Source organism: Nocardiopsis sp. FIRDI 009 (assembly GCF_003386285.1).
In the GTDB taxonomy this organism is placed as follows: domain Bacteria; phylum Actinomycetota; class Actinomycetes; order Streptosporangiales; family Streptosporangiaceae; genus Nocardiopsis.
On the sequence record NZ_QPNC01000019.1, the window covers coordinates 246632 to 267439 of the forward strand.

Annotated in this window: 19 protein-coding genes; 7 read left to right on the plus strand and 12 right to left on the minus strand. The window is 73.9% G+C overall.

Features of this window, described 5'->3' with window-relative positions:
- Positions 1-265: 265 nt before the first annotated feature.
- A complete protein-coding gene (locus DVR05_RS17295; protein WP_116246920.1) occupies positions 266-1837 on the plus strand; it encodes a PucR family transcriptional regulator in 1572 nt (523 codons plus the stop codon).
- 47 nt (positions 1838-1884) lie between these two features.
- A complete protein-coding gene (locus DVR05_RS17300; RefSeq protein ID WP_116246921.1) occupies positions 1885-2580 on the plus strand; it encodes a pentapeptide repeat-containing protein in 696 nt (231 codons plus the stop codon).
- Positions 2581-2597: 17 nt separating this feature from the next.
- Here the strand turns inward: DVR05_RS17300 and DVR05_RS17305 are convergent, their stop codons facing one another.
- From DVR05_RS17305 to DVR05_RS17320, 4 genes are all read right to left on the minus strand, one after another.
- On the minus strand, positions 2598-3575 hold the full coding sequence (locus tag DVR05_RS17305) for a helix-turn-helix domain-containing protein (protein WP_116246922.1): 978 nt from the start codon (positions 3573-3575) through the stop codon (positions 2598-2600).
- A gap of 34 nt (positions 3576-3609) precedes the next feature.
- Entirely contained in the window at positions 3610-4590 is a 981-nt protein-coding gene (locus DVR05_RS17310; RefSeq protein ID WP_116246923.1) for an alpha/beta hydrolase, read from the minus strand.
- Between the two features lie 110 nt (positions 4591-4700).
- Positions 4701-5621 (minus strand): aminoglycoside phosphotransferase family protein, encoded by a 921-nt coding sequence (locus DVR05_RS17315; RefSeq protein ID WP_116246924.1) that lies wholly within the window; start codon positions 5619-5621, stop codon positions 4701-4703.
- A 213-nt stretch (positions 5622-5834) separates the two neighbouring features.
- Complete coding sequence (locus DVR05_RS17320; protein WP_116246925.1) at positions 5835-6809, minus strand: LysR family transcriptional regulator; 975 nt, start codon at positions 6807-6809, stop codon at positions 5835-5837.
- A 37-nt stretch (positions 6810-6846) separates the two neighbouring features.
- On the opposite strand from DVR05_RS17320, the gene DVR05_RS17325 reads away from it, so the two are divergent.
- Positions 6847-7698: a serine hydrolase gene (locus DVR05_RS17325; protein WP_116246926.1), complete on the plus strand. Its 852-nt coding sequence runs from the start codon at positions 6847-6849 to the stop codon at positions 7696-7698.
- 119 nt (positions 7699-7817) lie between these two features.
- Positions 7818-8786 (plus strand): MBL fold metallo-hydrolase, encoded by a 969-nt coding sequence (locus DVR05_RS17330; protein WP_116246927.1) that lies wholly within the window; start codon positions 7818-7820, stop codon positions 8784-8786.
- Between the two features lie 67 nt (positions 8787-8853).
- Here DVR05_RS17330 and DVR05_RS17335 read toward each other — a convergent pair whose 3' ends face one another.
- The 5 genes from DVR05_RS17335 to DVR05_RS27085 are packed head-to-tail and all read right to left on the minus strand — an operon-like array spanning position 8854 to position 12171.
- On the minus strand, positions 8854-9222 hold the full coding sequence (locus tag DVR05_RS17335) for a DoxX family protein (protein ID WP_157982467.1): 369 nt from the start codon (positions 9220-9222) through the stop codon (positions 8854-8856).
- A gap of 15 nt (positions 9223-9237) precedes the next feature.
- On the minus strand, positions 9238-9825 hold the full coding sequence (locus DVR05_RS17340) for a 3-phenylpropionate/cinnamic acid dioxygenase subunit beta (protein WP_116246929.1): 588 nt from the start codon (positions 9823-9825) through the stop codon (positions 9238-9240).
- Between the two features lie 30 nt (positions 9826-9855).
- On the minus strand, positions 9856-11136 hold the full coding sequence (locus DVR05_RS17345) for an aromatic ring-hydroxylating dioxygenase subunit alpha (RefSeq protein ID WP_116246930.1): 1281 nt from the start codon (positions 11134-11136) through the stop codon (positions 9856-9858).
- A gap of 34 nt (positions 11137-11170) precedes the next feature.
- Positions 11171-11545: a non-heme iron oxygenase ferredoxin subunit gene (locus DVR05_RS17350; RefSeq protein WP_116246931.1), complete on the minus strand. Its 375-nt coding sequence runs from the start codon at positions 11543-11545 to the stop codon at positions 11171-11173.
- Positions 11542-12171, minus strand: a complete 630-nt coding sequence (locus tag DVR05_RS27085) for a TetR/AcrR family transcriptional regulator (RefSeq protein ID WP_198659223.1) — start codon at positions 12169-12171, stop codon at positions 11542-11544. The genes DVR05_RS17350 and DVR05_RS27085 overlap by 4 nt, the downstream gene beginning before the upstream one ends.
- A 138-nt stretch (positions 12172-12309) precedes the next feature.
- Between DVR05_RS27085 and DVR05_RS17360 the strand changes: the two genes are divergently transcribed.
- On the plus strand, positions 12310-13539 hold the full coding sequence (locus tag DVR05_RS17360) for an NAD(P)/FAD-dependent oxidoreductase (protein ID WP_116246932.1): 1230 nt from the start codon (positions 12310-12312) through the stop codon (positions 13537-13539).
- Between the two features lie 48 nt (positions 13540-13587).
- Here DVR05_RS17360 and DVR05_RS17365 read toward each other — a convergent pair whose 3' ends face one another.
- Together DVR05_RS17365 and DVR05_RS17370 are read right to left on the minus strand one after the other, a co-directional pair.
- The gene (locus DVR05_RS17365; RefSeq protein ID WP_116246933.1) at positions 13588-14652 is read right to left on the minus strand and encodes an endo-1,4-beta-xylanase; all 1065 of its coding nucleotides are present in this window, start codon (positions 14650-14652) and stop codon (positions 13588-13590) included.
- Positions 14653-14714: 62 nt separating this feature from the next.
- The gene (locus DVR05_RS17370; RefSeq protein WP_116246934.1) at positions 14715-15968 is read right to left on the minus strand and encodes a cytochrome P450; all 1254 of its coding nucleotides are present in this window, start codon (positions 15966-15968) and stop codon (positions 14715-14717) included.
- Between the two features lie 247 nt (positions 15969-16215).
- On the opposite strand from DVR05_RS17370, the gene DVR05_RS17375 reads away from it, so the two are divergent.
- A complete protein-coding gene (locus DVR05_RS17375) occupies positions 16216-17988 on the plus strand; it encodes a serine/threonine-protein kinase (RefSeq protein ID WP_116246935.1) in 1773 nt (590 codons plus the stop codon).
- Between the two features lie 118 nt (positions 17989-18106).
- Here DVR05_RS17375 and DVR05_RS17380 read toward each other — a convergent pair whose 3' ends face one another.
- Entirely contained in the window at positions 18107-19048 is a 942-nt protein-coding gene (locus DVR05_RS17380) for a sucrase ferredoxin (protein ID WP_116246936.1), read from the minus strand.
- Between the two features lie 451 nt (positions 19049-19499).
- On the opposite strand from DVR05_RS17380, the gene DVR05_RS17385 reads away from it, so the two are divergent.
- A complete protein-coding gene (locus DVR05_RS17385; protein ID WP_116246937.1) occupies positions 19500-20777 on the plus strand; it encodes an ion channel protein in 1278 nt (425 codons plus the stop codon).
- Positions 20778-20808: the final 31 nt, after the last annotated feature.

A 20808-nucleotide genomic window follows, 5' to 3' on the forward strand; every position in this document is an offset into this window, starting at 1 on the left:
AGTTGGTTGGACGTCGGAAGGTGTGCACAACTCCTGGGTAATCCGGTAGTGATGTGAAGTACACCACCGACGAGCTGGGCCCTACTAGCACGTAAAGACATGAACTGCCAGTGAAACGGGCCACTATCGTTGGGATTTTCCTACAAGTGACGTCTGGGCGAACACCTCCCGATCTCCGGGTGGCCACCAGGCGGCGCCACTTCCCGGAAAAGATCACGTACCGTCCACTGGGACCACCCGCCCCACAAGCAACAGAGGAACGTTCATGCAGATCAGTGAGCTGCTCGCCGTCAAGCGACTGCACCTGCGGTTTCTGACCGGAGCCGAGCACGCCCACCGCACCGTGCGGTGGTTCTACACCACCGATCTGCTCGAACCCGCCCGCTACCTGCGCGGCGGAGAGTTCATCCTCACCGGCATGATGTGGCGTACCCGCCCAGAGGACTCCGAGACCTTCGTCTCCTCCATCGCCAGCGCGGGCGCCGTCGCCCTCGGCGCCGGAACGGCCCTGGGCGACATCCCGCCCGACCTGGTGGAGGCGTGCCGCGCCCACGACATCCCCCTCATCGAGGTGCCCTCGGAGACCTCCTTCGGAGCGGTCACCGAGGAGGTCCTGCGCGCCCTGACCCAGCACCGGTTCACCACCATCTCCGAGACCCGGGACCGGCACCGCCGCGTCATGGCCGAGGTCGCCGCCGGAGCCGACTTCGCCGAGGTCTTCGCCGGGGCGGCCACCCAGGCCGGGATCACCGCCTGGGTGATCTCCTCCACCGGACGCAGAGTCGCCTCCTCGGGCGCCCCCCTGTCACCCGACGCCAGCGAGTGGCTCGCCGCCAAGGCGCTCACCTGGCCGACCTTCCCCCGCACCGTGCGCCTGCCCGGCGGCGACGGCGCCGTCGTCACCGTCCTGCCCGTCCAGACCAAGGAGGCCCACCCCCTGGCCACCTGGCTGCTCGTGTGCGTGGGAGACCAGGCCGCCTGGACCGAGGAGGAGCACGAGTCGGTCGCCGAACTCGTCTCCGTCGCCGTCCTCGCGCGCAGCCGCAGGGAGGAACGCGCCCTGACCGACGCCCGCCACCTGGAGGGCCTGCCCCGACTGCTGGCCGCCCAGCGCTTCGACGAGGCCGGGGCCCTGCTGAGCGGGCTCGGCCCCGACCAGGACTTCGCCGAGCGCGGCCGCGTCGTGGTCCGGGCCGTCATGATGCCCGAACCCCGCATCCCCGACCTCACCCGCCGGGTGCTCACCGAACTCGTCGCCGACTGGCCCGGCGCCGTGGTCACCGGCGACACCGACTCCCTGGCCGTGGTGCCCGTCCCCGAGGGGGCCGACCCCCGGCGCGGCGGCGAGGAGATCCGCGCCCGCCTCGTCCGCAGGGCCCGCGTCCTGGAGGGCGGCCTGCTCGACTACCGCATCGCCCTCGGCCTCAGCTCCGCCGCCCACGGGGTGTCCGAACTGCGCGGCGCGGCCGTGGAGGCACGCCACGCCCGACGCCTGGCCGAGCTGCGCGGCGGCCGCTCGCGCGTGATCGCCGGAGCCGAGATCGACTCCCACGAACTCCTGCTCGCCTCCGTCCCCGAGGAGGTCCAGTCCTCCTACCGCGAACGCCTGCTGGGCCCGCTCATCGCCTACGACCGCGACCACCGCTCCGAACTCGTCTCCACCCTGGAGCAGTTCCTGGAGCACTCCGGCTCCTGGCAGCGCTGCGCGGCGGCCATGCACGTCCACGTCAACACCCTGCGCTACCGCATCGGCCGGGTCGAGGAACTCACCGGGCGCGACCTGAGCAGCCTGGAGCACCGGGTCGACCTGTTCCTGGCCCTCAAACTCCGCGACTGAGCGCGCCGCCGCGCCGAACGTCACCGGGGGCCGCTAGGGTCCGCGCGATGAGTACCGAACACACCAGCAACGAGATCGTCGACGCCGACCTGTCCGGCGTCGACCGGCGCGCCCTGCCCCAAGCCCGCACGTTCGTCCGCTGCGACCTGACCGAGGCGGACCTGCGTCAGGCCGACTTGGCCGACGCCGTCTTCACCGACTGCCGACTCGACGGCGCCCGGCTCGATCACGCGCTCCTGGACGGGGCCCGCTTCCAGGGCGGCAGCGCCGCCGGGGCGTCGTTCGCCGGGGCGGACGGCCCGGACACCCGCTTCGAGCGCGTGGACCTGGCCAACACCCGCTGGCAGCGCGCGCTGCTCACCGACGCGGTGTTCACCGGCTGCCGGCTGACCGGCGCCGGGCTCACCCCTCTGCGAGGCGTCGGCTACACCTTCGCGCACTGCAACCTGATGCTCGCCCGGTGCAAGGGCATCGACCTGCGCGGACGGACCCTGGAGGGACTGCGCCTGGACGAGGCCGACCTCGCCGCCGCCGACCTGCGCCAGACGGTGTGGGTCGAGTCCCGGCTGCGCGGCGCCGGGCTGGTCGGCGCCAAGCTCACCGGGGCCGACCTGCGCGGCGCCGACCTGGGCGAGCCCACCCTGGACCAAGCCGGTCACCTGCGCGGGGCCACCATCGCCCCCGCGCAGGCCGGGACGATCCTGGCCGCCCTGGGCGTCACCGTCGCCGAGCCGCCGGGCTAGGAGCACCGACCGGGCGGTCAGGCGGTGCGGCTCAACCGCCGCAGGGCCAGCGCGACCTGGAGGCGCAACCGTCCCGCCACGTCCCGCACCGGCCACCCCAACACCCGCTCGGCCCGGGCCACACCCTCCTGAACGGTGGAGTGGTGCATCCCCAGCACGGCGGCGGCCGCCCGCAGGCTGGGCGCCGCCGCCACCGCCTCCAGGACCTCCAACGACGCCGCCCCGCCGTGCGCCACGCGCTCCAGGGCCACCACGTCGGGCACCGGCTCCCACCCCCGGCCGACCGCGTCCGCGAGCACCAGCAGACCCCCCAGCTCCTCGGCGCGGACCACACGCGGCCCAGGATCCACGCCCCTACCCTCGGCGGTGAAGCGCAGCGCCCGCGTGGCGTCCCGCCACGACCCCGGCAGGTCCACCACACCCACCACCGGCCCCACCCCCGCGCGCTCGGCCCCGTCCACGGGCGCCTCGTGCTCGGCCACCACCCGGGCGCGTTCGCCGTACACCGCCACCGCCCGGACCCGGGCGCGTGCGTCGATCCCCGACCTCCTGGCGGCGCGCAGCCGCATCGGTGCGGCCACGCGCTCGTCGACCAGCACCTGGACGAGCGTCTCACGGTCACCGCCCCTCGGACCCGTCAGCTCCAGGTGCAGACGCAGAGCGGCCGCGCCCCGGTCCAGCACCACGGCCTCGACCGGGCCCGGATCGCCGGTGCGCTCCAGCCACAGCGTGCCGCCGCCCTCACCCACCCGGACGGAGCACCAGGACGCGTCGGGTCCGGACACCCCCCGGTCCACCGCGCCGTCCGGGCACACCCGCACGGCGACCGCGCGCTCCGGGTCCACGAACCCGGCGGGCAGACCGGTCAGAACGGCCGCGCCCCGCACGATCGGCTCCACCCCCGCGCCCGCCAGGGAGTCGAAGTAGGTGATCACCCTGACGGCCGCGCCCGCCTCCGGATCCAAGGCCGTGATCCTGCCCAGCAGCTCCCTCATGTGCGTATTCTCCCCCAGTCCTGCTCAGCGGGGTTCAGGTCCCCATGACCCGGCGCAGCCACGGCAGCCGCTGCGCCGCCGCGCTCCGGCTCAACGCCGCCTGGGGCGCGAACCCGTCGAAGCCGTGGAACCCGCCCGGCCACACGTGCAGTTCGGCGGATCCCCCCGCCCGCCACAGGCGTGAGGCGAACTCCACCACCTCGTCTCGGAACGTCTCGGCCGACCCCACGTCCAGGAACGCCGGGGGCAGCCCCGACAGGTCCTCGGCCCGGGCCGGGGCGGCGTAGGGGGGCACGTCCGGTCCGCCCGCGGCCTCGCCGAGCAGCGCACCCCAGCCCGTCTGGTTGGAGACCCGGTCCCACAGGCCCACACCGGCCATCTGGTGGGCGGAGACGGTGTCGTTGCGATCGTCCAGCATCGGGTACAGCAACAGCTGCCCGACCGGCCTGGGTCCGCCGCGGTCACGGGCCAGCAGCGCCGTCGCCGCCGCCAGGCCGCCGCCCGCGCTCGCACCGCCGACCACGACCCGGTCGGGATCGACCCCCAGTTTCTCCGCGTTCTCGGTCACCCACACCAGCCCCGCGTAGCAGTCCTCCACGGGCGCCGGGTGCGGGTTCTCCGGCGCCAGCCGGTAGTCCACCGACACCAGGGCCGCGCCCAGCTCCCGCGCGTACTCCAGCAGCAGGGGGATCTCCTCGCCCCTGTGGGTGCCCAGCACCATGCCGCCGCCGTGGATCCAGTACAGCACCCCGGTGGGGGAGGGGACCCCGGTGGGCCGCCACGCGATCAGGGGCACCTCCGGCGCGCCCTCCGGGCCCGGCGCGGTGTGCGGCTCTTCGGTGAAGGCCCCGCCCAGGGTCAGGTCCGCGGGGACCCGGCCGGGCAGGGCCTCGGCCCTCTGCCGACGAACGGCGGGGATCATGTCGGGCGTGAGGGAGGGCGGGACGTTCTCGTTGATCACGGACAGGGCGGCGGCCAGCTCCGGGTCGAACGGGGGGCGGACGGGGTCCGTCATGGGAGCCTCCGGGTATCGGTGGTGACGTGGGTCACCATTGTGGCGTCCCAGGTCAGCGCGGTACAGCGCCGGACGGCGGGGTCCGCCCGCCACCCGGCGGGGCGCACCCCTCACCCGCTCAGCGCGTCGGCGACGGCGACGTGCGCGTCCGGCAGTCCGTCCTGCTCGTCCTCCACCCACCACACGCACTGCTGGAGCACCCGCACCAGGGTCCACGCCCGGGCGCGGTCACGGTCCAGGACCGCCACCTCCGTCAGCGCGTCGAACCTGCGGCGCGTCTCACGGCGAACGTCACCGGTGGCCACCGTCTCCTCCCACCGATTGAACAGCGCGGGCAGCAACTCGAACGCCGGGTCGCCAGCCAGCGGCTTGGGGTCGATGGCCAGCCACGCGTCCCGCCCCGAACCGGGCAGCGGGGCCAGAACGTTCCCGTGGTGCAGATCCCAGTGCAGGAGCCGGTCACCCGGATCGGCAGCCACCTCCCGCGCCCGCGCGGCCAGGTCCGACAGCCGGTCCCGGTCACCTCCCGCACGCACGGCGGCCAGCCGGTCGGCCCGCTCCGCCAGGTCCAGGGTCACCGGCCCCAGCCCCGGCAGGCCCGCGGGGGCCGGGTGGGCGTTCAGGCGCGCCAGTAGCCTCCCGATCACGGTCGACGCCTCAGGCAGTCCCACGTCCAGCAGGGAGCGGGAGGAGTCGAGGGCCTCCAACAGCATGGCCCCGTTGCCCGAATCGTGCTCCAGGAGCCGGACCGCGCCGTCACCCGCCCAGGCGCGCAGCGCGACGGGCTCACCCGCGGTCTCCTCGTCCACCGGCTGCATCTTGAGCACGGCGGGGGTGCCGTCGGCGCGCCGGACGGGCAGGGCGAGCGCCACCACGCCGTGCATGGCCGGGCCGTCGGGGCGCAGCCCCCACCGGTCGCACTGGCGCGCGGTCAGCTTCGGCAGGGCCGCCGCCCACTCCGGACCGAAGAGGCCGGTGACGCTCTCGGCGAGCGCCGCGGGCACGGCGACGGGCGGTGTGGTCTCGTTCATCTCGGGGTCTCTTCCTCGTCGTGGGGTTTCGTGGACGAAGAAGCGACGGGGGAGCACGGACCTAGGTCATACCGAACACCTCGGGGTCGTTGTCCTGATCTCTCCCCGACCCTACGCCGTCGCGTCGCGCCATGGGAGGTGACCGCGGCCGGCCCCGGAGGAGAGAAGGACGGACGAACCCATCGGAGGGCGGCGCGGCGTCCGCGCGTGCCGCTAACCGGGAAGGGTGAGCGGACCCCCGCCGTACACCAGGGACCACGGCCGTCCCCCGGCCTCCCCGGCCACCGACCCCACCCGGTCGGGGGGATCGGCCAGCACCCGCGCCGCCACCCGCGCGAACACCGACGCCGCCGGGTGGGCGCCCCGGTCGGGACGGACCGCCTCCGTACGCCGGTGCAGCGGCTCCCCCTCCAGGGGACGCCAGGTCAGGCGCGGTTCCCGGGCCGCGGTGGCCTCCGCCGCCAGAGCCACCCCCCGTCCCGCCAGCACCAGCCCCAACAGGAACTCCGCGTCCCCGGCCTCGCGCACGCGGGGAGGCACCCACCCCCGCTCCCGGCACACCGCCAGGATCCGCTCGAACCACTCCGGGGCGTCCGCGCGCGGCTCCACCACCAGATCCGATCCGGCCAGATCCGCCAAGGCCACCGCACCGGCACCCGCCGACGGCGCTCCGCGCGGCACCACCGCGCCCAGCGCCACCCGGTGCACCGGCTCGCTCACCAGCCCCGAACCGTCGAACGGCGCCGTCGCCAGGCCCGTGTCCACCGACCCCTCACCCAGCGACCGCACCAGCTCGGCACCGGCCATCTCACACACGTCCACGTCCAGACCGGACGCCGCCTCGGCCATCCCCTCCAACAACCCGCGCAGCGCCACCGCCGACGTCCCCGGCGGTACGCCCACACGCAGGGTGCCGATCTCGCCGTCGCGCACCCGCCGCATCGTCTCCCGCAGCCGGGTCTCACCGGCGACCACCTCGCGCGCCTGGTCGACCAGCAGCCGCCCGGCCTGGGTCAGCTCGACCCGGCGCCGCGACCGGTCGAAGAGGGTCACCCCCAGCTCCGCCTCCAACCGCCGCACCGACTGGCTGAGCGCGGGTTGGGCGATCCCCAACTCCAGCGCCGCGTCCCCGAAGTGGCCCTCCCGCGCGACCACCAGGAAGTACCGCAGATGACGTCCAAGATCCACGGCCCGACCCTACCTGCGCCCCCGCTACCGTGGCTCGGTGACCACGACCGACACACCCGCCCCACGCCTGCACGTCCGCGAGATCGACGGCACGGCGGAGGTGGCGCACCGCGCGGACGAACCCGTCGTCCTGGCCTCCGTCGCCAAGATCCTCATCGTCCTGGAGTTCGCCCGCCAGGCCGCCACCGGCCGGATCGACCCCGCCGAGCGGGTCGTCGCCCGCCGCGCCGACCGGCTCGGCGGAACCGGCATCGCCGACTTCGCCGACGACGTCGAACTCTCCCTGCGCGACTGCGCGTCCCTGGCCATGACCGTCAGCGACAACACCGCCGCCGACCTGATCGTGGACCGGATCGGCGTGGAACCGGTCCGGCTGCTGACCGAGGAACTCGGCCTGGACCACACCCGCTTCACCGGCGGCCCCCGCAGCCTCCTGCACGTCCTCATGGACGGTTCCGGAACCGGGGACGGCCCCGCCCTCCACCTCCCACGCACCTACGACCCCGCCCGCGCCACCTCAGGCTCCATGCGCGACCTCACCCTCCTGCTCAGCCTGATCTGGACCGACCGGGCCGCGCCCCCCGACGCCTGCGCCTTCGTCCGCGCCCTCATGGCCCGCCAGCTCGTCCGCGCCCGCATCGCCTCGGGCTTTCCGCCTCCCACCCGCGTCAGCGCCAAGTCCGGAACCCTGCCCGGACTGCGCCAGGAGGCGGGCGTGGTCGAGTACCCCGACGGACGGCGCTACGCCGTGGCCGTCTCCGCCACCGTCACCGACCCCGACCACCCTCCCCTGGAGACCGACCTGGCGCTCGGCCGGGCCGCCCGCAGCGCCGTGGAGCGTCTGCGCGACCAATCCCGGACGGACCCTCCCACCACCGCGTCCGTCTGACCGCGACCGATAGGCGTTCGCCTGTCACCGGACGCGTCCCGGTTATTGGACGCCTGGTCGGAGCCCGTGTTCGACTGTGCGCCGTTCGACCGACCCCGGCCAGAGACCAGGAGACGAACATGACGATCGGACGACGGGGATTCCTGCGCGGAGCCGTGGCGGGTGGCGCTCTCACACCCCTGCTGGCGGGCACCACCAGCGCGGCGTCGGCCTCGGCCACCGCCGCACCACCTCGCGGCCAGGGCCCCACCTTCCGCTGGCTGGGCACCAGCGGATGGCGCGTCGACCTGCCCGAGCGCACCATCCTGGTGGACCCCTACCTCACCCGCTTCGAGACCGGCATCTTCCAGGAAGGCCGCAGCTTCGACCCCGCCACCCCGCTCACGGTCGACACCGCCACCGTGGACGAGCACACCGCCGACATCGGCGAGGACGGGCTCATCCTGGTCAGCCACACCCACTGGGACCACTTCGGCGACGTCCCGCACATCGCCACCACCACCGGCGCCCGCGTCCTGGGCACCCTCACCACCTACCACGTCGCCCAGGCGATGGGGGTGCCCGCCGCGCAGCTGTCCCCGGTGCGCGGAGGCGAGGTGCTCGACTTCGGCGGCGACGTCGTGGAGGTGGTCCGCTCACTGCACAGCCGCAACAGGAACCACTCCGTCCTCTTCCCCGGCATCCGCGTCGGCGTCCCGGACACCCCGGCCACCATCGCCGACCTGCCCGAGGGCGACACCCTGGCCTTCCACCTGACCCCCGCCTCGGGCCCCTCCGCCTTCCTCATGGGCGCCAGCGACTTCGACGAACGCGCGGTCCGCGGCCTGGCACCGGACGTGGCCATGATCGCCCTGCCCTCCACCTCCAGCACCCACGACTACGTGCCCCGCCTGCTGGAGGCCCTCGACCGCCCCCGGACCGTGGTCCCCGTCCACTGGGACCACTTCGAGCGGGAGCTGACCAACCCGCCCGTCGACGGCACCGGATCGGGGATGGGCGTCGCGGACTTCACAGCCCTGGTGCGCCGCGTCTCACCCCGCTCGCGCGTCGTCGTCCCCGAGTACCTGACGCCCTCTACCTTCGACTGAACTCCACGGCCCACCGACCACAACGCTCCGGGTATCCGCGCCCCCTCCCGGGGCGCGGGCGCGGCCGTCAGGTCCACACCAGCAGACAGGCCAGCAGCAGGACGAGCGCTCCCGTGTAGGTGGCCGGGATCCGCACCGCGGCCGCGACCGGGGCCTCGCGCCCCCGCAGCGCCCACGCGTGCGCGGTGACGGCGAGCACCGACTGCGCGGTGAGCACCGCGGCGGCGGCCAGGCCGACGGGGGGAAGGCGGGCACCGGCGAGCAGACCCACCGCGCCCGCGACCTCCACCAGTCCCGCCGCGCGCAGGACGCCCGCTCCCACCGGCAGGTAGGAGACCCGGTCGAGCAGCCTTCGCGAACCGATGGCCTTCGCGCCGCCCGTCACGGCGAACGCGACCGCCAGCACCACTGACAGGACCGTCACGACCAGGGGCATGACCATCCCCTCCCCTCAGAGGAACAGTGACGCGTTCTTGGTCAGGAGCACGCTGTCGGCGAGGTAGACGGTCCGCTCCGCCAGCAACAGTCCGTCGGGGCCCCGGCGCAGGACGTCGGCTCGGAACCCGGTGAAGCGGTCGGTGTCGTCGGCGAGCCGGTTGCGGTAGGCGTCCACGACGCTGCGGACCGCGAAGGCGCCGTCGCCGGTCTCGGGCCGCCGCGTGGCCTGGACGTTGGTCACCGCGCGCACGACCCTCGGCGGGGGGTTGTCCGACCAGGCGACCGTCTGCTGCACCCGTGCCACCCTCAGGCGCAGGGTGGCCAGGTCCTCGTCGTAGTGGCCCAGATCCCCGGTGCCGCCCGCCTCCCTGGCCAGGTCGCGGTGCATCCGGTTGCTACGGGAGGGCATCCGATAGCTGACCTCCTCGGCGAGCAGGTCGAGCCAGTCGGAGTAGCGTGCCTCGTCCAGTAGCTGGGCCTCGAAGTACAGGAACTGCTCGATCTCGCGCTGCTCGTCGGCGTTGACGGGGACCGGCCGTTCCACGGCCCCGGCCTCGGGAGGCCGGGGCCGGAAGGACTGCGTGGAGATCGTGGTCGTCATGGGGGCTCCTTAGGGTCCGCTGAGGCGGCGTCAGTGCTGGCTGGGTGCGGGCATGGGGGCGGGGGCGGTCTGGGGCAGCTCCGGGACGGGGCCCTCCATGAGTTCGAGCCACCGCCGGTAGAAGGCCCGGGCGCCGACGTCGTTGAGGATGTGGCCGACGTCGCCGGTGAACCCGGGGACGGCCGGGTCGCCGGTCGTGGTGGTGCCCAACCCCATCTGGTAGTTGAGCGCGGTCCGACCGGTGACGTGGCCGCCGGCCACCGCCTGGATCTCCGACCAGTTCTCGCTGTCGTCGGTCTCGACGATGCCGGTGCTGGAGAAGGTGAGCGTGGCCATCCGCATCGCCTGTCGGCGCTGCTCGACCGACCAACCCGAGTCCACCATCACCCAGGACCAGATCTCCATGTCGTCGACGGACCGGGGGTGCCACACACGCAGGACACGGTCCGCGAGCATGGAGAAGTTGGGGAAGACGGTGCCGTGGATGAGCGCCTGGTGTCCGGGCGCCGCGTCCTCGGGGGTGCGTCCGAAGGTGAAGGCCGTGTAGTTGGGGTCCTCGGGCAGGATGATCGTCCACCCGTGGCCGTAACGGCTGCCCAGCTCCCGGCCCTGGGAGGGCATGTTGACGTCGAGCAGTGAGGTGGCGGACAGATGGGCGGTCTGCGGGTGGTAGGTGTCGTTGGCGAACTGTTCGGCGGCCAGCTTCCAGTTGCCCTGGAGCCGCCACTTGATGGGGCCGACCAGCTCGGGCCGGTCGAGACCGTCCACGGCCCAGTCCAGGACGCCCCGGTAGGCGTCGAGGTAGTCGTGTAGCGTCGGCGCCTCCGCGTCCCAGCAGCCGAAGACGAAGCCGCGGTAGGACTCCACCCGGGTGACCGGGACCAGGCCCCAGCGGTCCAGGGGCAGGCGTCCCTCGTAGCCGTCGTCGTGGTTGGGCACCTCGACCAGCGCGCCTGTGCCGTCGTAGGACCAGCCGTGGTAGGAGCAGGTGAACCGTGGGGTCGATCCCGAGTCGGCGCGGCACACGCGCATGCCGCGGTGGCGGCAGACGTTGAGGAAGGCGCGGATCCGCTCGTCCCGGCCGCGCGTGACGATGACGTGGTCCTGGCCCATGACGGCCGTGATGAAGTCGCCGGGGCGGCGCAGCTGGGACTCGTGTCCCAGGAACAGCCAGCTCCGGGTGAAGACCGTGGCCAGCTCCGTGCGCAGGAGGGGCTCGGACTCGAAGACCTCGCGGTGCAGGGTGCCCGTGTCGAGGTCGATCAGCTCCCCGGGCGCGGTCGAGGGGCCGGTGGAGGACGTGGTGCTCATGTTCGCTCCGATCGTCGTGTTGTTGATGTGGTGGTCAGTCGCGGTTCGTCGGTCTCTCGTCGGGACGGGCGGACCCGGAGTCGTCGAGCACGACGCCGACGGTGTCGCCGCGCACCTCGACTCGGTAGGCGGTCGCGGGCGCGCTGGCGGGGCCGGAGCGCACCTGGCCGGTGCGCACGGAGAAGACGGCCAGGTGGGCGGGGCACTCGACGGTGCCGTCCTCGACCCAGCCCTCGCAGAGTGAGGCCTGGCCGTGCGGACACGTGTCACCGAGGGCGAACAGCCCGTCCGGGGTGTCGAAGACGGCGATCGGTCCGTCGGGTCCCGCGACGCGGACCGCGCCCGCGTCCGCGACGTCCTGGCGGGTACCGACCGGCAGCCAGCCTGTTCCGCGGATCCGTTCGGTCACCGGTGTCCCTCCCCTCGTCCGCCGTGCGGGGCGATCCCGTCCGCGACGAGGGCGGCGAGACCGCTGACGTGCTGCTCGGCCAGGCGGTCCCACCGTTCGTCGTCGCCTCGGTGTTCGAGGAAGAAGAACGACAGGGACGAGGTCACCGCCGAGGCCGCCGCCTCCACGGGTGCGTCGTGGGCCACGGACCCCTGGTCGACGGCGTCGGCGAGCCAGAGAGCCAACTCCGTTCGGAACTCCCCGACCAGCTCCCAGAACAGACCGGCCAGCTCGCCGTCGATCTGACCCTCGGCGGCCAGGACCGCCATGAGGTCGGAGTGTTCGCGAAGGTGGGCCAGAAGCGCGGTGCCGAAGGCGCGCACCCCCTCGCCCGGGCTGGCGGGGTCGCAGGCGTGCAACGCGCCGGTGACGGCAGCCCGGTCCAGTTCGGGGGAGTCCGCGATCGCGCGGAGCAGCTCCAGCTTGTTCCCGAAGTAGTGGAAGAGCAGTCCCTCCGCCACCCCGGCCTCCTTCGCGATGAGCTTGGTGGTGGTCGCCGCGAACCCGTACCGCGCGAACAGCCGCAACGCCACCTCGCGGATGTGTCGGCGCCGCTCCGCGGCCGCCTGCTGTCGGCTCGTCGCCATCGCTGCCTCCCGTGCTCGGAAGATTTATTGAGTGAACACTCATTGAGTGATTGCTCATTGAGCGTATACTCAATAAAAGTTCCGGTCAAGGGAACGGTCCGACACGGCCGCGTTCCCGTGGAGACGAGGAGGGTCCCGATGCACACCCCAGGCGACGTCGTCGTGGTCGGAGGAGGGATGGCCGCCGGATACCTGGTGGCGTCGATGCACCGGCTGGGCCAGGCTCACCGGGTCACGGTCCTGGGGGCCGAGCCCCACGCGTCCTACGAGCGCCCGCCGCTGACCAAGGACGCACTCACCGGAGCCACCACGGTCCCCACCGCCTCGGAGGCGGACCTGGCGGCCCGGTTGGCGATGCACACCCCCGCCTGGCTCGCCGAACAGGGCGTGGAGGTCCGCGTCTCGGCCCGGGTCAGCGGAGTCGACCGCGCCCGACGGACGGTGACCGTGAACGGGGGAGCGACGGTGTCCTACCGTCACCTCGTACTGGCCACCGGCTCCCGCCCGCTGCTCCCCCGGCCGTGGGCGCGGCGGCCCGGACTCGTCCACACCGTCCACACGGTCGCCGACTGCGCCCTCCTGCGACCGCTCCTACACGGCGGGCGCGTCGTGGTGGTCGGGGGCGGCTTCGTCGGGCTGGAGGTCGCGGCGGCCGCTCGTGGCAGAGGCTGCCCGACCACGGTGGTCGAGGCCGGTCCCCGGGTCCTGGGGCGTGTGTGTACGCCGGTGACCTCGGAGGCGGTCGCCCGTCTGCACCGGGAACACGGGGTCCGTGTACTCACCGGCACGATGTGTGTCGATGTCGAGGCCGGTGACGGCGGGGATCCGGCCCGCCTGGTCCGCCTCGACGACGGAACGGTGCTGGAGGCGGACCTGGTCGTCGCCGGTCTCGGAGCGCGCCCCGAGACCGGTCTGGCCGAGGCCGCGGGCCTGGAGCCGGACCACGGCACCGGCGGCGTCGCGGTGGACGGCGCGCTGCGCACCACGCGCGACCCGTCGGTGAGCGCCATCGGCGACGTGGCGGCGTTCCCCGTGCCCGGAGCCGACGGTCGCGTCCGTCTGGAGTCGGTCGACCACGCGGCGGCCTCGGCCGCCCATGTCGCCGCCCGGCTGGCGGGAGAGGACCCCGGAGACTACACCGCCCGGGGCTGGGTGCCCACCTTCTGGTCGGACCAGTACCGTCACACGCTGCGGATCGCCGGACTGTCCGCCGGATACGACACGACCGAGCTGAGCGGTGTCCCCGGCGCCGAACCGTTCAGCGTGCGCTGCCTGGCGGGGGACCGGCTCCTGGCGGTGGAGAGCCTCGACCGCCCCCGCGACCACTCGGCGGCCCGTCGCGAGCTGCGGACCCATCCCCTCACCTGATCCCTGACGGGCGTCCGCCCGGCCCCCTCCGGGCGGACGCCGCAGACCTCACCCGGAGGAGGGCGGCGTCGGGCGCCGCGACAGCGCCTCGACGATCCCCTCCAGCGCGGGCTTGGGCCGGTGGTCCTCGTCGAACGGGGTGGCCGACGTGTACCCCGGGAACCACTCCGGGATCCACGAGTGCCCGTCATCGACCCCCCACACGGTCACCCCCACGCACCCGGGCACGTCCAGGCAGGACTCGACCACGCGGCGGTACTCCCCGGCCTGCGCGTCCAGCTCGGCCTCGGTGACCGGCTCGGGCACCCGCACGTCCAGCTCGGTGACGGCCACCTCCAGCCCCAGGTCGGTGAAACGGCGCATGGTCGAGGCCAGGTCCTCGGGCACCTGCCCGTGGACGAAATGGCCCTGGAAACCGATGCCGTGCAGCGGCACACCCCGGTCCACCAGATCCTCGGCCAACGCGTACAGGGCGTCGGCCTTGGCCCCGCCGCCCTCGATCCCGAACTCGTTGATGTACAGCCGCGCCTCGGGATCCACCTCGTGCGCGGCCCACAGGGCCTCGGCGATGTAGTCCTCGCCCAGGACTCCGTACCACAGGTTCTCCCGCAGGGCCGCGCCCTCGTCCACGAACGGCTCGTTGACCACGTCCCAGGCCTCGACCCGGCCCTGGTACCGGCCCACCAGCGCCCCGATGTGCTCGCGCATGATCCGGCGCAGCTCCGGCGGATCGAACGACCCCCGTTCCAGCCACGCGGGCAGCTGGTTGTGCCACAGCAGCGTGTGACCCCGCACGTCGAGCCCCTCGGCCTCGGCGAAGTCCATCACCGCGTCCGGGCCGCTCCAGTCGAACCCGCCCCGCTCGGGCTGCACCGCGTCCCACTTCATCGTGTTCTCCGCGGTCACCGACGTGTAGTTGCCGGTCACCACGTCCCGGTACCCGCCGTCCCGCAGCAGCGGTTCCACCGCGACCGCCACCCCCAGGTCCAGTCCGTGCACGGCGGCCAGCGCCGGGGGCCCGCCCTCCGGTTCCCCGTCCTCGGGCAGCGCCACGGCCAGCGCCGCCGCCACCACGAACACCACCGCGCACCCCGCCAGCACCGCCAACGCCACCGCGCTCCCCCGTGACGGGAACCGCCCCCCGGCGGCCCCGCTCCCCGTGCCCCCGCGCACGGCTACCGCGCGCCGGTCGTGACGGGGAAGGCCGACAGCGCGCGCACCGAGATCGTCGGCCGCCGGGTGGGCATGGCGGCGGGTCTGAGGCCGGGCGCCCGTTCGGCGAGGGCGCGCAGGGCGATCCGACCCTCCAGGCGGGCCAGCGGCGCGCCCAGGCAGTAGTGGACCCCGCTGGAGAAGGACAGGTGGTCGGCCGCGTCGGCCCGGGTGATGTCGAACCGGTCGGGGACGGCGAACCGGTCCGGGTCGCGGTTGGCCGAGCCGATCAGGCACACCACCTGCTCCCCGCGCCGCAGGGGCTCGCCGAGGACGTCGGTGTCCTCCCGGACCCACCGCGAGGTCACCTGCACCGGCGAGTCGAACCGCAGGATCTCCTCCACGGCGCCGTCGACCAGGTCCGGGTCGGCGACGAGCCGCTCCCACTGCTCCCGGTGGCGCAGCAGGGCCATCACCCCGTTGCCGATGAGGTTCACCGTCGTCTCGAACCCGGCGACCAGCAGCAGACGGCACATCGCCGACAACTCCGCGGACGAGAGACCTCCGCCGTCGTGCTCGGCCACCAACGCCGACACCACGTCCTCGCGCGGGCGGACGCGCCGCTCGGCCGCCATCCGCGCGAACATCGCGTCGAGCTCCCCGTTGGCCTCGCGGATCTCCCCGAGCTGGCGTGCCGACCGCGCGCCGTCCAGGGCGGTCCCGATCACCGTGCCGATCCGCACGAACGCCTCGTTGTCGGCCTCCGAGACCCCCAGCAGCCGGGAGATGACGGCGATCGGCAGCGGCTGGGCGTAGTCGCGCATGAGGTCGAAGTCGCGCCGCCGCAGAGCCGAGTCCAGCAGTGCGGCGGCGATCTTCTCGATCTCGGCCCGGTACCCGGCCACCCGGCGCGGCGCGAACGCCGGGCGCGCCATCCTGCGCAGACGCGTGTGGTCGGGCGGGTCCCTCTGGAGGAAGGACAGGTCGATCACGTCGAACTGCTCCCGGGGCGCGAACCCCTCCGGGGGTTCGACGCCGAAGGCCCGGTCGGTCAGGACCCGCGCCACGGTGGCGTGGGTGTGCGTGACGCGAACGCCCAGACGGCTGGCCCCGAACGGACCGGCGGCACGCAGCCGGGCGTAGGTGGGGTAGGGGTTCTCCCGCCAGGGCCAGTGCAGGAGACGACTGAAGTGGTCACCGGTCTGCGCGGACGTCCACGACAGGGCGTTGACGGCGCGCAGTCGGGCGTCGAAACGGAGCGAGTCGAGCATCCGCATGGCTGTGGTCCTCTCGTGACGTACACGACACTAGGGGCACGGACCCGCTTCGCTCGGTCACTCCCCGAAAAATGGCCGAACACGGACGCTGGGGAACTCCACCGGCGCCTTGGTCGTTGCCGCACCAGCACGGACCGGAACCAGTGGCCGTGTCCGGTTCCCGACCCCGGCCGCACCCGCTCCCCGGCCTGTCCGGCCCGGCCCTAGACTGGGGCCTCCGCGAGCGGCAGAGTCGGAGGATGAGGACGTGGGCGCCTTGGACAGCAACGACCCGGAGCGCGTCGGCCGGTACCGGCTGATCAGTCGCCTGGGCGCCGGGGGGATGGGCCAGGTCTACCTCGGCCGCTCCGCCGGCGGCCGGGCCGTCGCCATCAAGCGCATCCACCCGCACATGGCCGCCGACGCCTCCTTCCGCCAGCGCTTCGCCCGCGAGGTCACCGCCGCGCGGCAGGTCAGCGGCGCCTTCACCGCCCCCGTCATCGACGCCGGACCCGACGACGAGGTGCCCTGGCTGGTCACCTCCTACGTCCCCTCCCTGCCCCTGGACGAGGCGGTCCGCGACCACGGCCCGCTTCCCGAGGCCAGCGTCCACGTCCTGGCCGCCGGTCTGGCCGAGGCGCTCGGCGAGATCCACCGGGTCGGCCTCATCCACCGCGACCTCAAGCCCGGCAACGTCCTGCTGGCCGAGGACGGGCCGCGGGTCATCGACTTCGGCATCGCCCGCGCCACCGACGGCACGGCGGTCACCCAGTCGGTGATCGGCACCCCCGGCTTCATGAGCCCCGAACAGGTGGAGGGCCGGGAGCTGACCCCCGCCAGCGACCTGTTCGCCTACGGGGCGGTCCTGGCCTTCGCCGCGACCGGCACCGGGCCCTTCGGGGAGGGCAGTATGCCCACCATGGTCATGCGGATCGTCAGCGCCGACCCCGACCTGTCGGCGGTCCCGGAGTCACTGCGCCACCTGGTCGCGGCCTGCCTGTCCAAGGACCCGGCGGGTCGGCCCGGCCCCGGCGAGATCCTCGACCACCTCGGCGACGTGCACGCCGGACCGTCCTGGCTGCCTCCGGCCGTGGCGGCGGACGTGCGCGACCGGACGGCGGCCGTGAACCGGGCGCTGGCCGCGCCCGGCGGCGCGGTCGACCCGGGGAACACCGGCGGCCACCGGCGCACCGAGGTGCTGGGCGTGGGAGGGGCCGCGGGCGGTGCCGGGGGAGCCGCCGCGGGCGCCCTCGGTGACGATCAGGCCACCCGCATCGCACCGCCCACGCCACCGGCGGCCGACCAGGGGGCCACCGCCGTGTACGGCCAGCGGGGGTACCAGCCCACCCGGCACATGCCGACCGCCCCGCCTCCGGTGAGCCCGCCCACCGCCCACCACGGGCAGGCCGCGCCCGGCACCGACGACCCCTACGCGGACCTGTACGGCGGCCGACGCCCCGCCGCCGACGCCCGGCGCCACCAGTGGACCCGGGAACGCGACGGGCGGGAAGACCGGTTCGCCGAACAGGAACGCCAGCGGCACCAGGAGCAGTACCGGCAGCAGGAGGAACAACGCCGCCGGTACGAGGAACACCAGCGCCGTCAACAGGAGGAACGTCGCCGGCAGGAGGCCGAGCACGCCCACCGCGAGCGCGTGCGCGCCGAGCGCCAGGCCGCCCAGCGGGCCCAGGCCGAGGCGCGCACCGCCAACCAGCCGGGGGTGTGGGGCTTCGTCAAGCTGATCCCGCTGCTCATCCTGCCGCTCGTGCAGATCCCCGTCGGCTACGGCGCGGCGCTGGCGTGGTCGTGGTTCACCACCCAGACCCAGGTGTGGACGGGCGCGCCCTACGCGTTCGAACCGCTGAGCACGGACGCGTTCTGGCACGCGACCATGCTCGGGTACTTCCTGTTCAACAACCTGGTCTGCGCCGAGTACCTGGTCCGGTCGCTGCGCACCTCGTTCGTCACCGGATCGGTGCTCGCCCTGGCCGCCATCGCGGCCACCAACGGGCTGCTGTACAGCTTCGGCTTCTGGGGCTGAGCCCGAGGCCGGGACACCGAACCCGGACCGGAAGGGGGAGGGGCGCCAGCTCCCTCCCCCTCCCCGTGGACAGGTGGACCCGGGCCGGGGAAGGGGCCCGGGTCCACCGCCGAGGCCCCTAGAACGAGGCTCCGACACGGCCCTCGGTGATCTCCGTGACGCGGTGGTGCACGGGCCTACTGGGTGCGATGGCCGAGCAGGTCGTGGCGCACTCCGGGCCCTCCTCGACGGTCACCGACACCGTGTACACCCCGCCGCCGTGGCCCAGGGTCACCCGTACGCCGTCGGCGCCGTGGTCCTCGTCGAGGTGGGTCACCGCGTCCACACCCACCGTACCCAGACGGGACCGCAGCGCGGCCTCGGCGGCCTGGGCCGCGGAGGAGTCGGTGCACCGGCCGCGGTAGTTGTCGGGGACGACGTCGCCGCGCTCGAAGGCGGTCACCGTGCGCACCGCCGACTCCGGGTCCAGGCGCCCGAAGTAGTGGCCCTGGGGGAGGGCCACCAGGTTGGCGGCGAACCGGTCGCCGCCCACGTGGGTGGTCTCCCAGACCTCGGCACGGCCTCCGGCCAGCGCGGCGGCCACGGGACGGCCCAGCACCGCGCAGCACGGGTCCTTCTTGGCGTGTGTGCACACCAGGTACAGGCTGTGCTCCACCGGGACCCCGAACTCCGGCGGCTCGGGCTTCTCCACGGCGGTGACGTCGTACTCCAGCAGTTCGGCCAGGTCCTCGAACTCGACCATGCGCACCCACGGCGTGGTGCGGCTGGTGTGGACGTAGTAGGCGCGGCGCGGACCCTCGTCCCCGCCCGCGCGCCTGCCTCCACCGGGGCGCTTGATGAGCTGGGGCTTGACGTCGCGGCCGACGATGCGCTCGGCGAGCCTGGAGACGACGGCCTTGTCCAGGCCGGGGCTGGAGAACGCGGGGTGGCGCCAGGGACCGGAGTGCTCGACCAGCAACCAACCACCGGTGGTGCCCGCCGTTCCGGCGATCTGCTCACCGGTGTAGCGGGCCAGAGCCGAGCAACCGCGGCGGCCGTCCGGAGCGGTGGGTAGACGCACGCTCTTGGCTCCAATCAGGTGTGGGGACTCCGTCGGGCATACGGACACACGGGTCGGGACGCGGCCACACGCCCCGGAGGCGTGTGCGCGAAGGTTAGGCTAGCCTATCCAACCCGCCATCCCGGTATGCAACACGGGGTGCCCGAACGGGTCGTTCCGGGATGTTCGACGGCCCCCGGGTCGGGGCGCCGGTGACCCCCGGTCCCGGTTGTCCGCCCGTCGGCTCCGTCCCGCGGGTGCGGCGCTCCCGGGGCGCCGTCGGGCGCCGACGTGGAAGTAGTGAGAAATCTACGCCGTAAAGGTGACGCTGCCGATCCTCCCCGGCCCGCCCCCGATACCGCCCGCCCCGGCCCCCTCCTTTGCCAGCCGATTGCCGTGTCGGTCGACAGGGCCGGTCACGGTGCCGCCACGATGGCACCACGGCGTGCGTCGCGACGGAGGGAGCACACGGGTGGGCGCGGAACGAGGGGCGGGGGACGGTCCGGCTCCGGTCGCACGGGCGCTGGCTCCCCTCGTGCTCCCCGCGCTGCTGGTCGGGGTCGGCTCGGCCCTGGTCCTGTTGGCCGTCGACGCGGCGGCCGAACGCATCCGGGAGTGGGTGTGGACCGCGCTGCCCGGCGCGTTCGGCGTCGACGGACAGGACGGGCCGTGGACGGTGGCCGTGCTCACCCTGTCCGGGCTCGCCGTGGGACTGGTGGTGTGGAAGGCGCCCGGCCACGCCGGGCCCGACCCGGCCACCGTGGAACTGGTCGAGGAGCCGCTGGAACCACGGGCCCTGCCCGGGCTGCTGGCCACCATCGTCCTCGCCCTGGCCTGCGGGGTCAGCCTGGGACCGGAGAACCCCGTCATCGCGACCACCGTCACCCTCGCCCACTGGGCGGGCCGCCGGCTGATACCCGCCGCCCCCGCGGCGACCTGGGTCGGGCTGGCCACCGCGGCCACCGTCGGGGCGCTGTTCTCCACCCCCGTGGCCGCCGCCCTGCTGTTGACCGAGGCGGCTGCGGGCGAGCGGGAGGAGCCGCTGTGGGACCGGTTGGTGCTCCCGCTCATCGCCGCCGGGGCCGGGGCGGTGACCACGTACGCGCTCGCCGGGCCCGAGATGTCCCTGGCCCTGCCCGCCTACGCCGGTCCCAGCCCGGGCGACGTGCTGTCCGGTTCGGTCATCGCCCTGGCCGGGGGCCTGGCCGGACTGGCCCTGGTCTACTCCTTCCCGGTGGTGCACGGCTGGTTCCGACGGCTGCGCCACCCCGTGCTGACGGTCGGTGCGGGCGGTCTGGTGCTGGGCCTGCTGGGCGCGATCGGCGGGCCGCTGACCATGTTCAAGGGCCTGGAGGAGATGAAGGAGCTGGCCGACCGCAGCGCCGACCTCGGGGTCGCCGCGCTGGCCGTGATCATCCTGGTCCGGATGGCGGCCCTGCTCACCGCGGCCTCGTGCGGCTTCCGCGGCGGACGGATCTTCCCGGCCCTGTTCACCGGGGTGGCCCTGGGACTCCTGGCCGCGAAGCTGGTCCCGGCCGTGCCGGAGCCGCTGGCGGTGGCGTGCGCGGTGCTGGGGATCCTCACCGCGGTCACCCGGCAGGGCTGGCTGAGCCTGTTCGTGGCGGTGACCGTCGTGCCCGATCTGGGCCTGCTGCCAGTGCTGTGCCTGGTGGTGCTGCCGGTGTGGCTGTTGGTCAGCGGACGCCCGGAGATGGTGGTGGCCGCGCAGCCCGACTCCGAGCGGGGCTGACACGGGGCACGGCCCCGGACCGTTCAGGCGG

Bases quoted from the DNA above. Each gene is read 5' to 3' on its own strand.
- DVR05_RS17295 (WP_116246920.1), top strand. From the start codon at position 266: ATGCAGATCAGTGAGCTGCTCGCCGTCAAGCGACTGCACCTGCGGTTT.
- DVR05_RS17300 (WP_116246921.1), top strand. From the start codon at position 1,885: ATGAGTACCGAACACACCAGCAACGAGATCGTCGACGCCGACCTGTCC.
- DVR05_RS17305 (WP_116246922.1), bottom strand. From the start codon at position 3,575: ATGAGGGAGCTGCTGGGCAGGATCACGGCCTTGGATCCGGAGGCGGGC.
- DVR05_RS17310 (WP_116246923.1), bottom strand. From the start codon at position 4,590: ATGACGGACCCCGTCCGCCCCCCGTTCGACCCGGAGCTGGCCGCCGCC.
- DVR05_RS17315 (WP_116246924.1), bottom strand. From the start codon at position 5,621: ATGAACGAGACCACACCGCCCGTCGCCGTGCCCGCGGCGCTCGCCGAG.
- DVR05_RS17330 (WP_116246927.1), top strand. From the start codon at position 7,818: ATGACGATCGGACGACGGGGATTCCTGCGCGGAGCCGTGGCGGGTGGC.
- DVR05_RS17335 (WP_157982467.1), bottom strand. From the start codon at position 9,222: ATGCCCCTGGTCGTGACGGTCCTGTCAGTGGTGCTGGCGGTCGCGTTC.
- DVR05_RS17340 (WP_116246929.1), bottom strand. From the start codon at position 9,825: ATGACGACCACGATCTCCACGCAGTCCTTCCGGCCCCGGCCTCCCGAG.
- DVR05_RS17345 (WP_116246930.1), bottom strand. From the start codon at position 11,136: ATGAGCACCACGTCCTCCACCGGCCCCTCGACCGCGCCCGGGGAGCTG.
- DVR05_RS27085 (WP_198659223.1), bottom strand. From the start codon at position 12,171: ATGGCGACGAGCCGACAGCAGGCGGCCGCGGAGCGGCGCCGACACATC.
- DVR05_RS17360 (WP_116246932.1), top strand. From the start codon at position 12,310: ATGCACACCCCAGGCGACGTCGTCGTGGTCGGAGGAGGGATGGCCGCC.
- DVR05_RS17370 (WP_116246934.1), bottom strand. From the start codon at position 15,968: ATGCGGATGCTCGACTCGCTCCGTTTCGACGCCCGACTGCGCGCCGTC.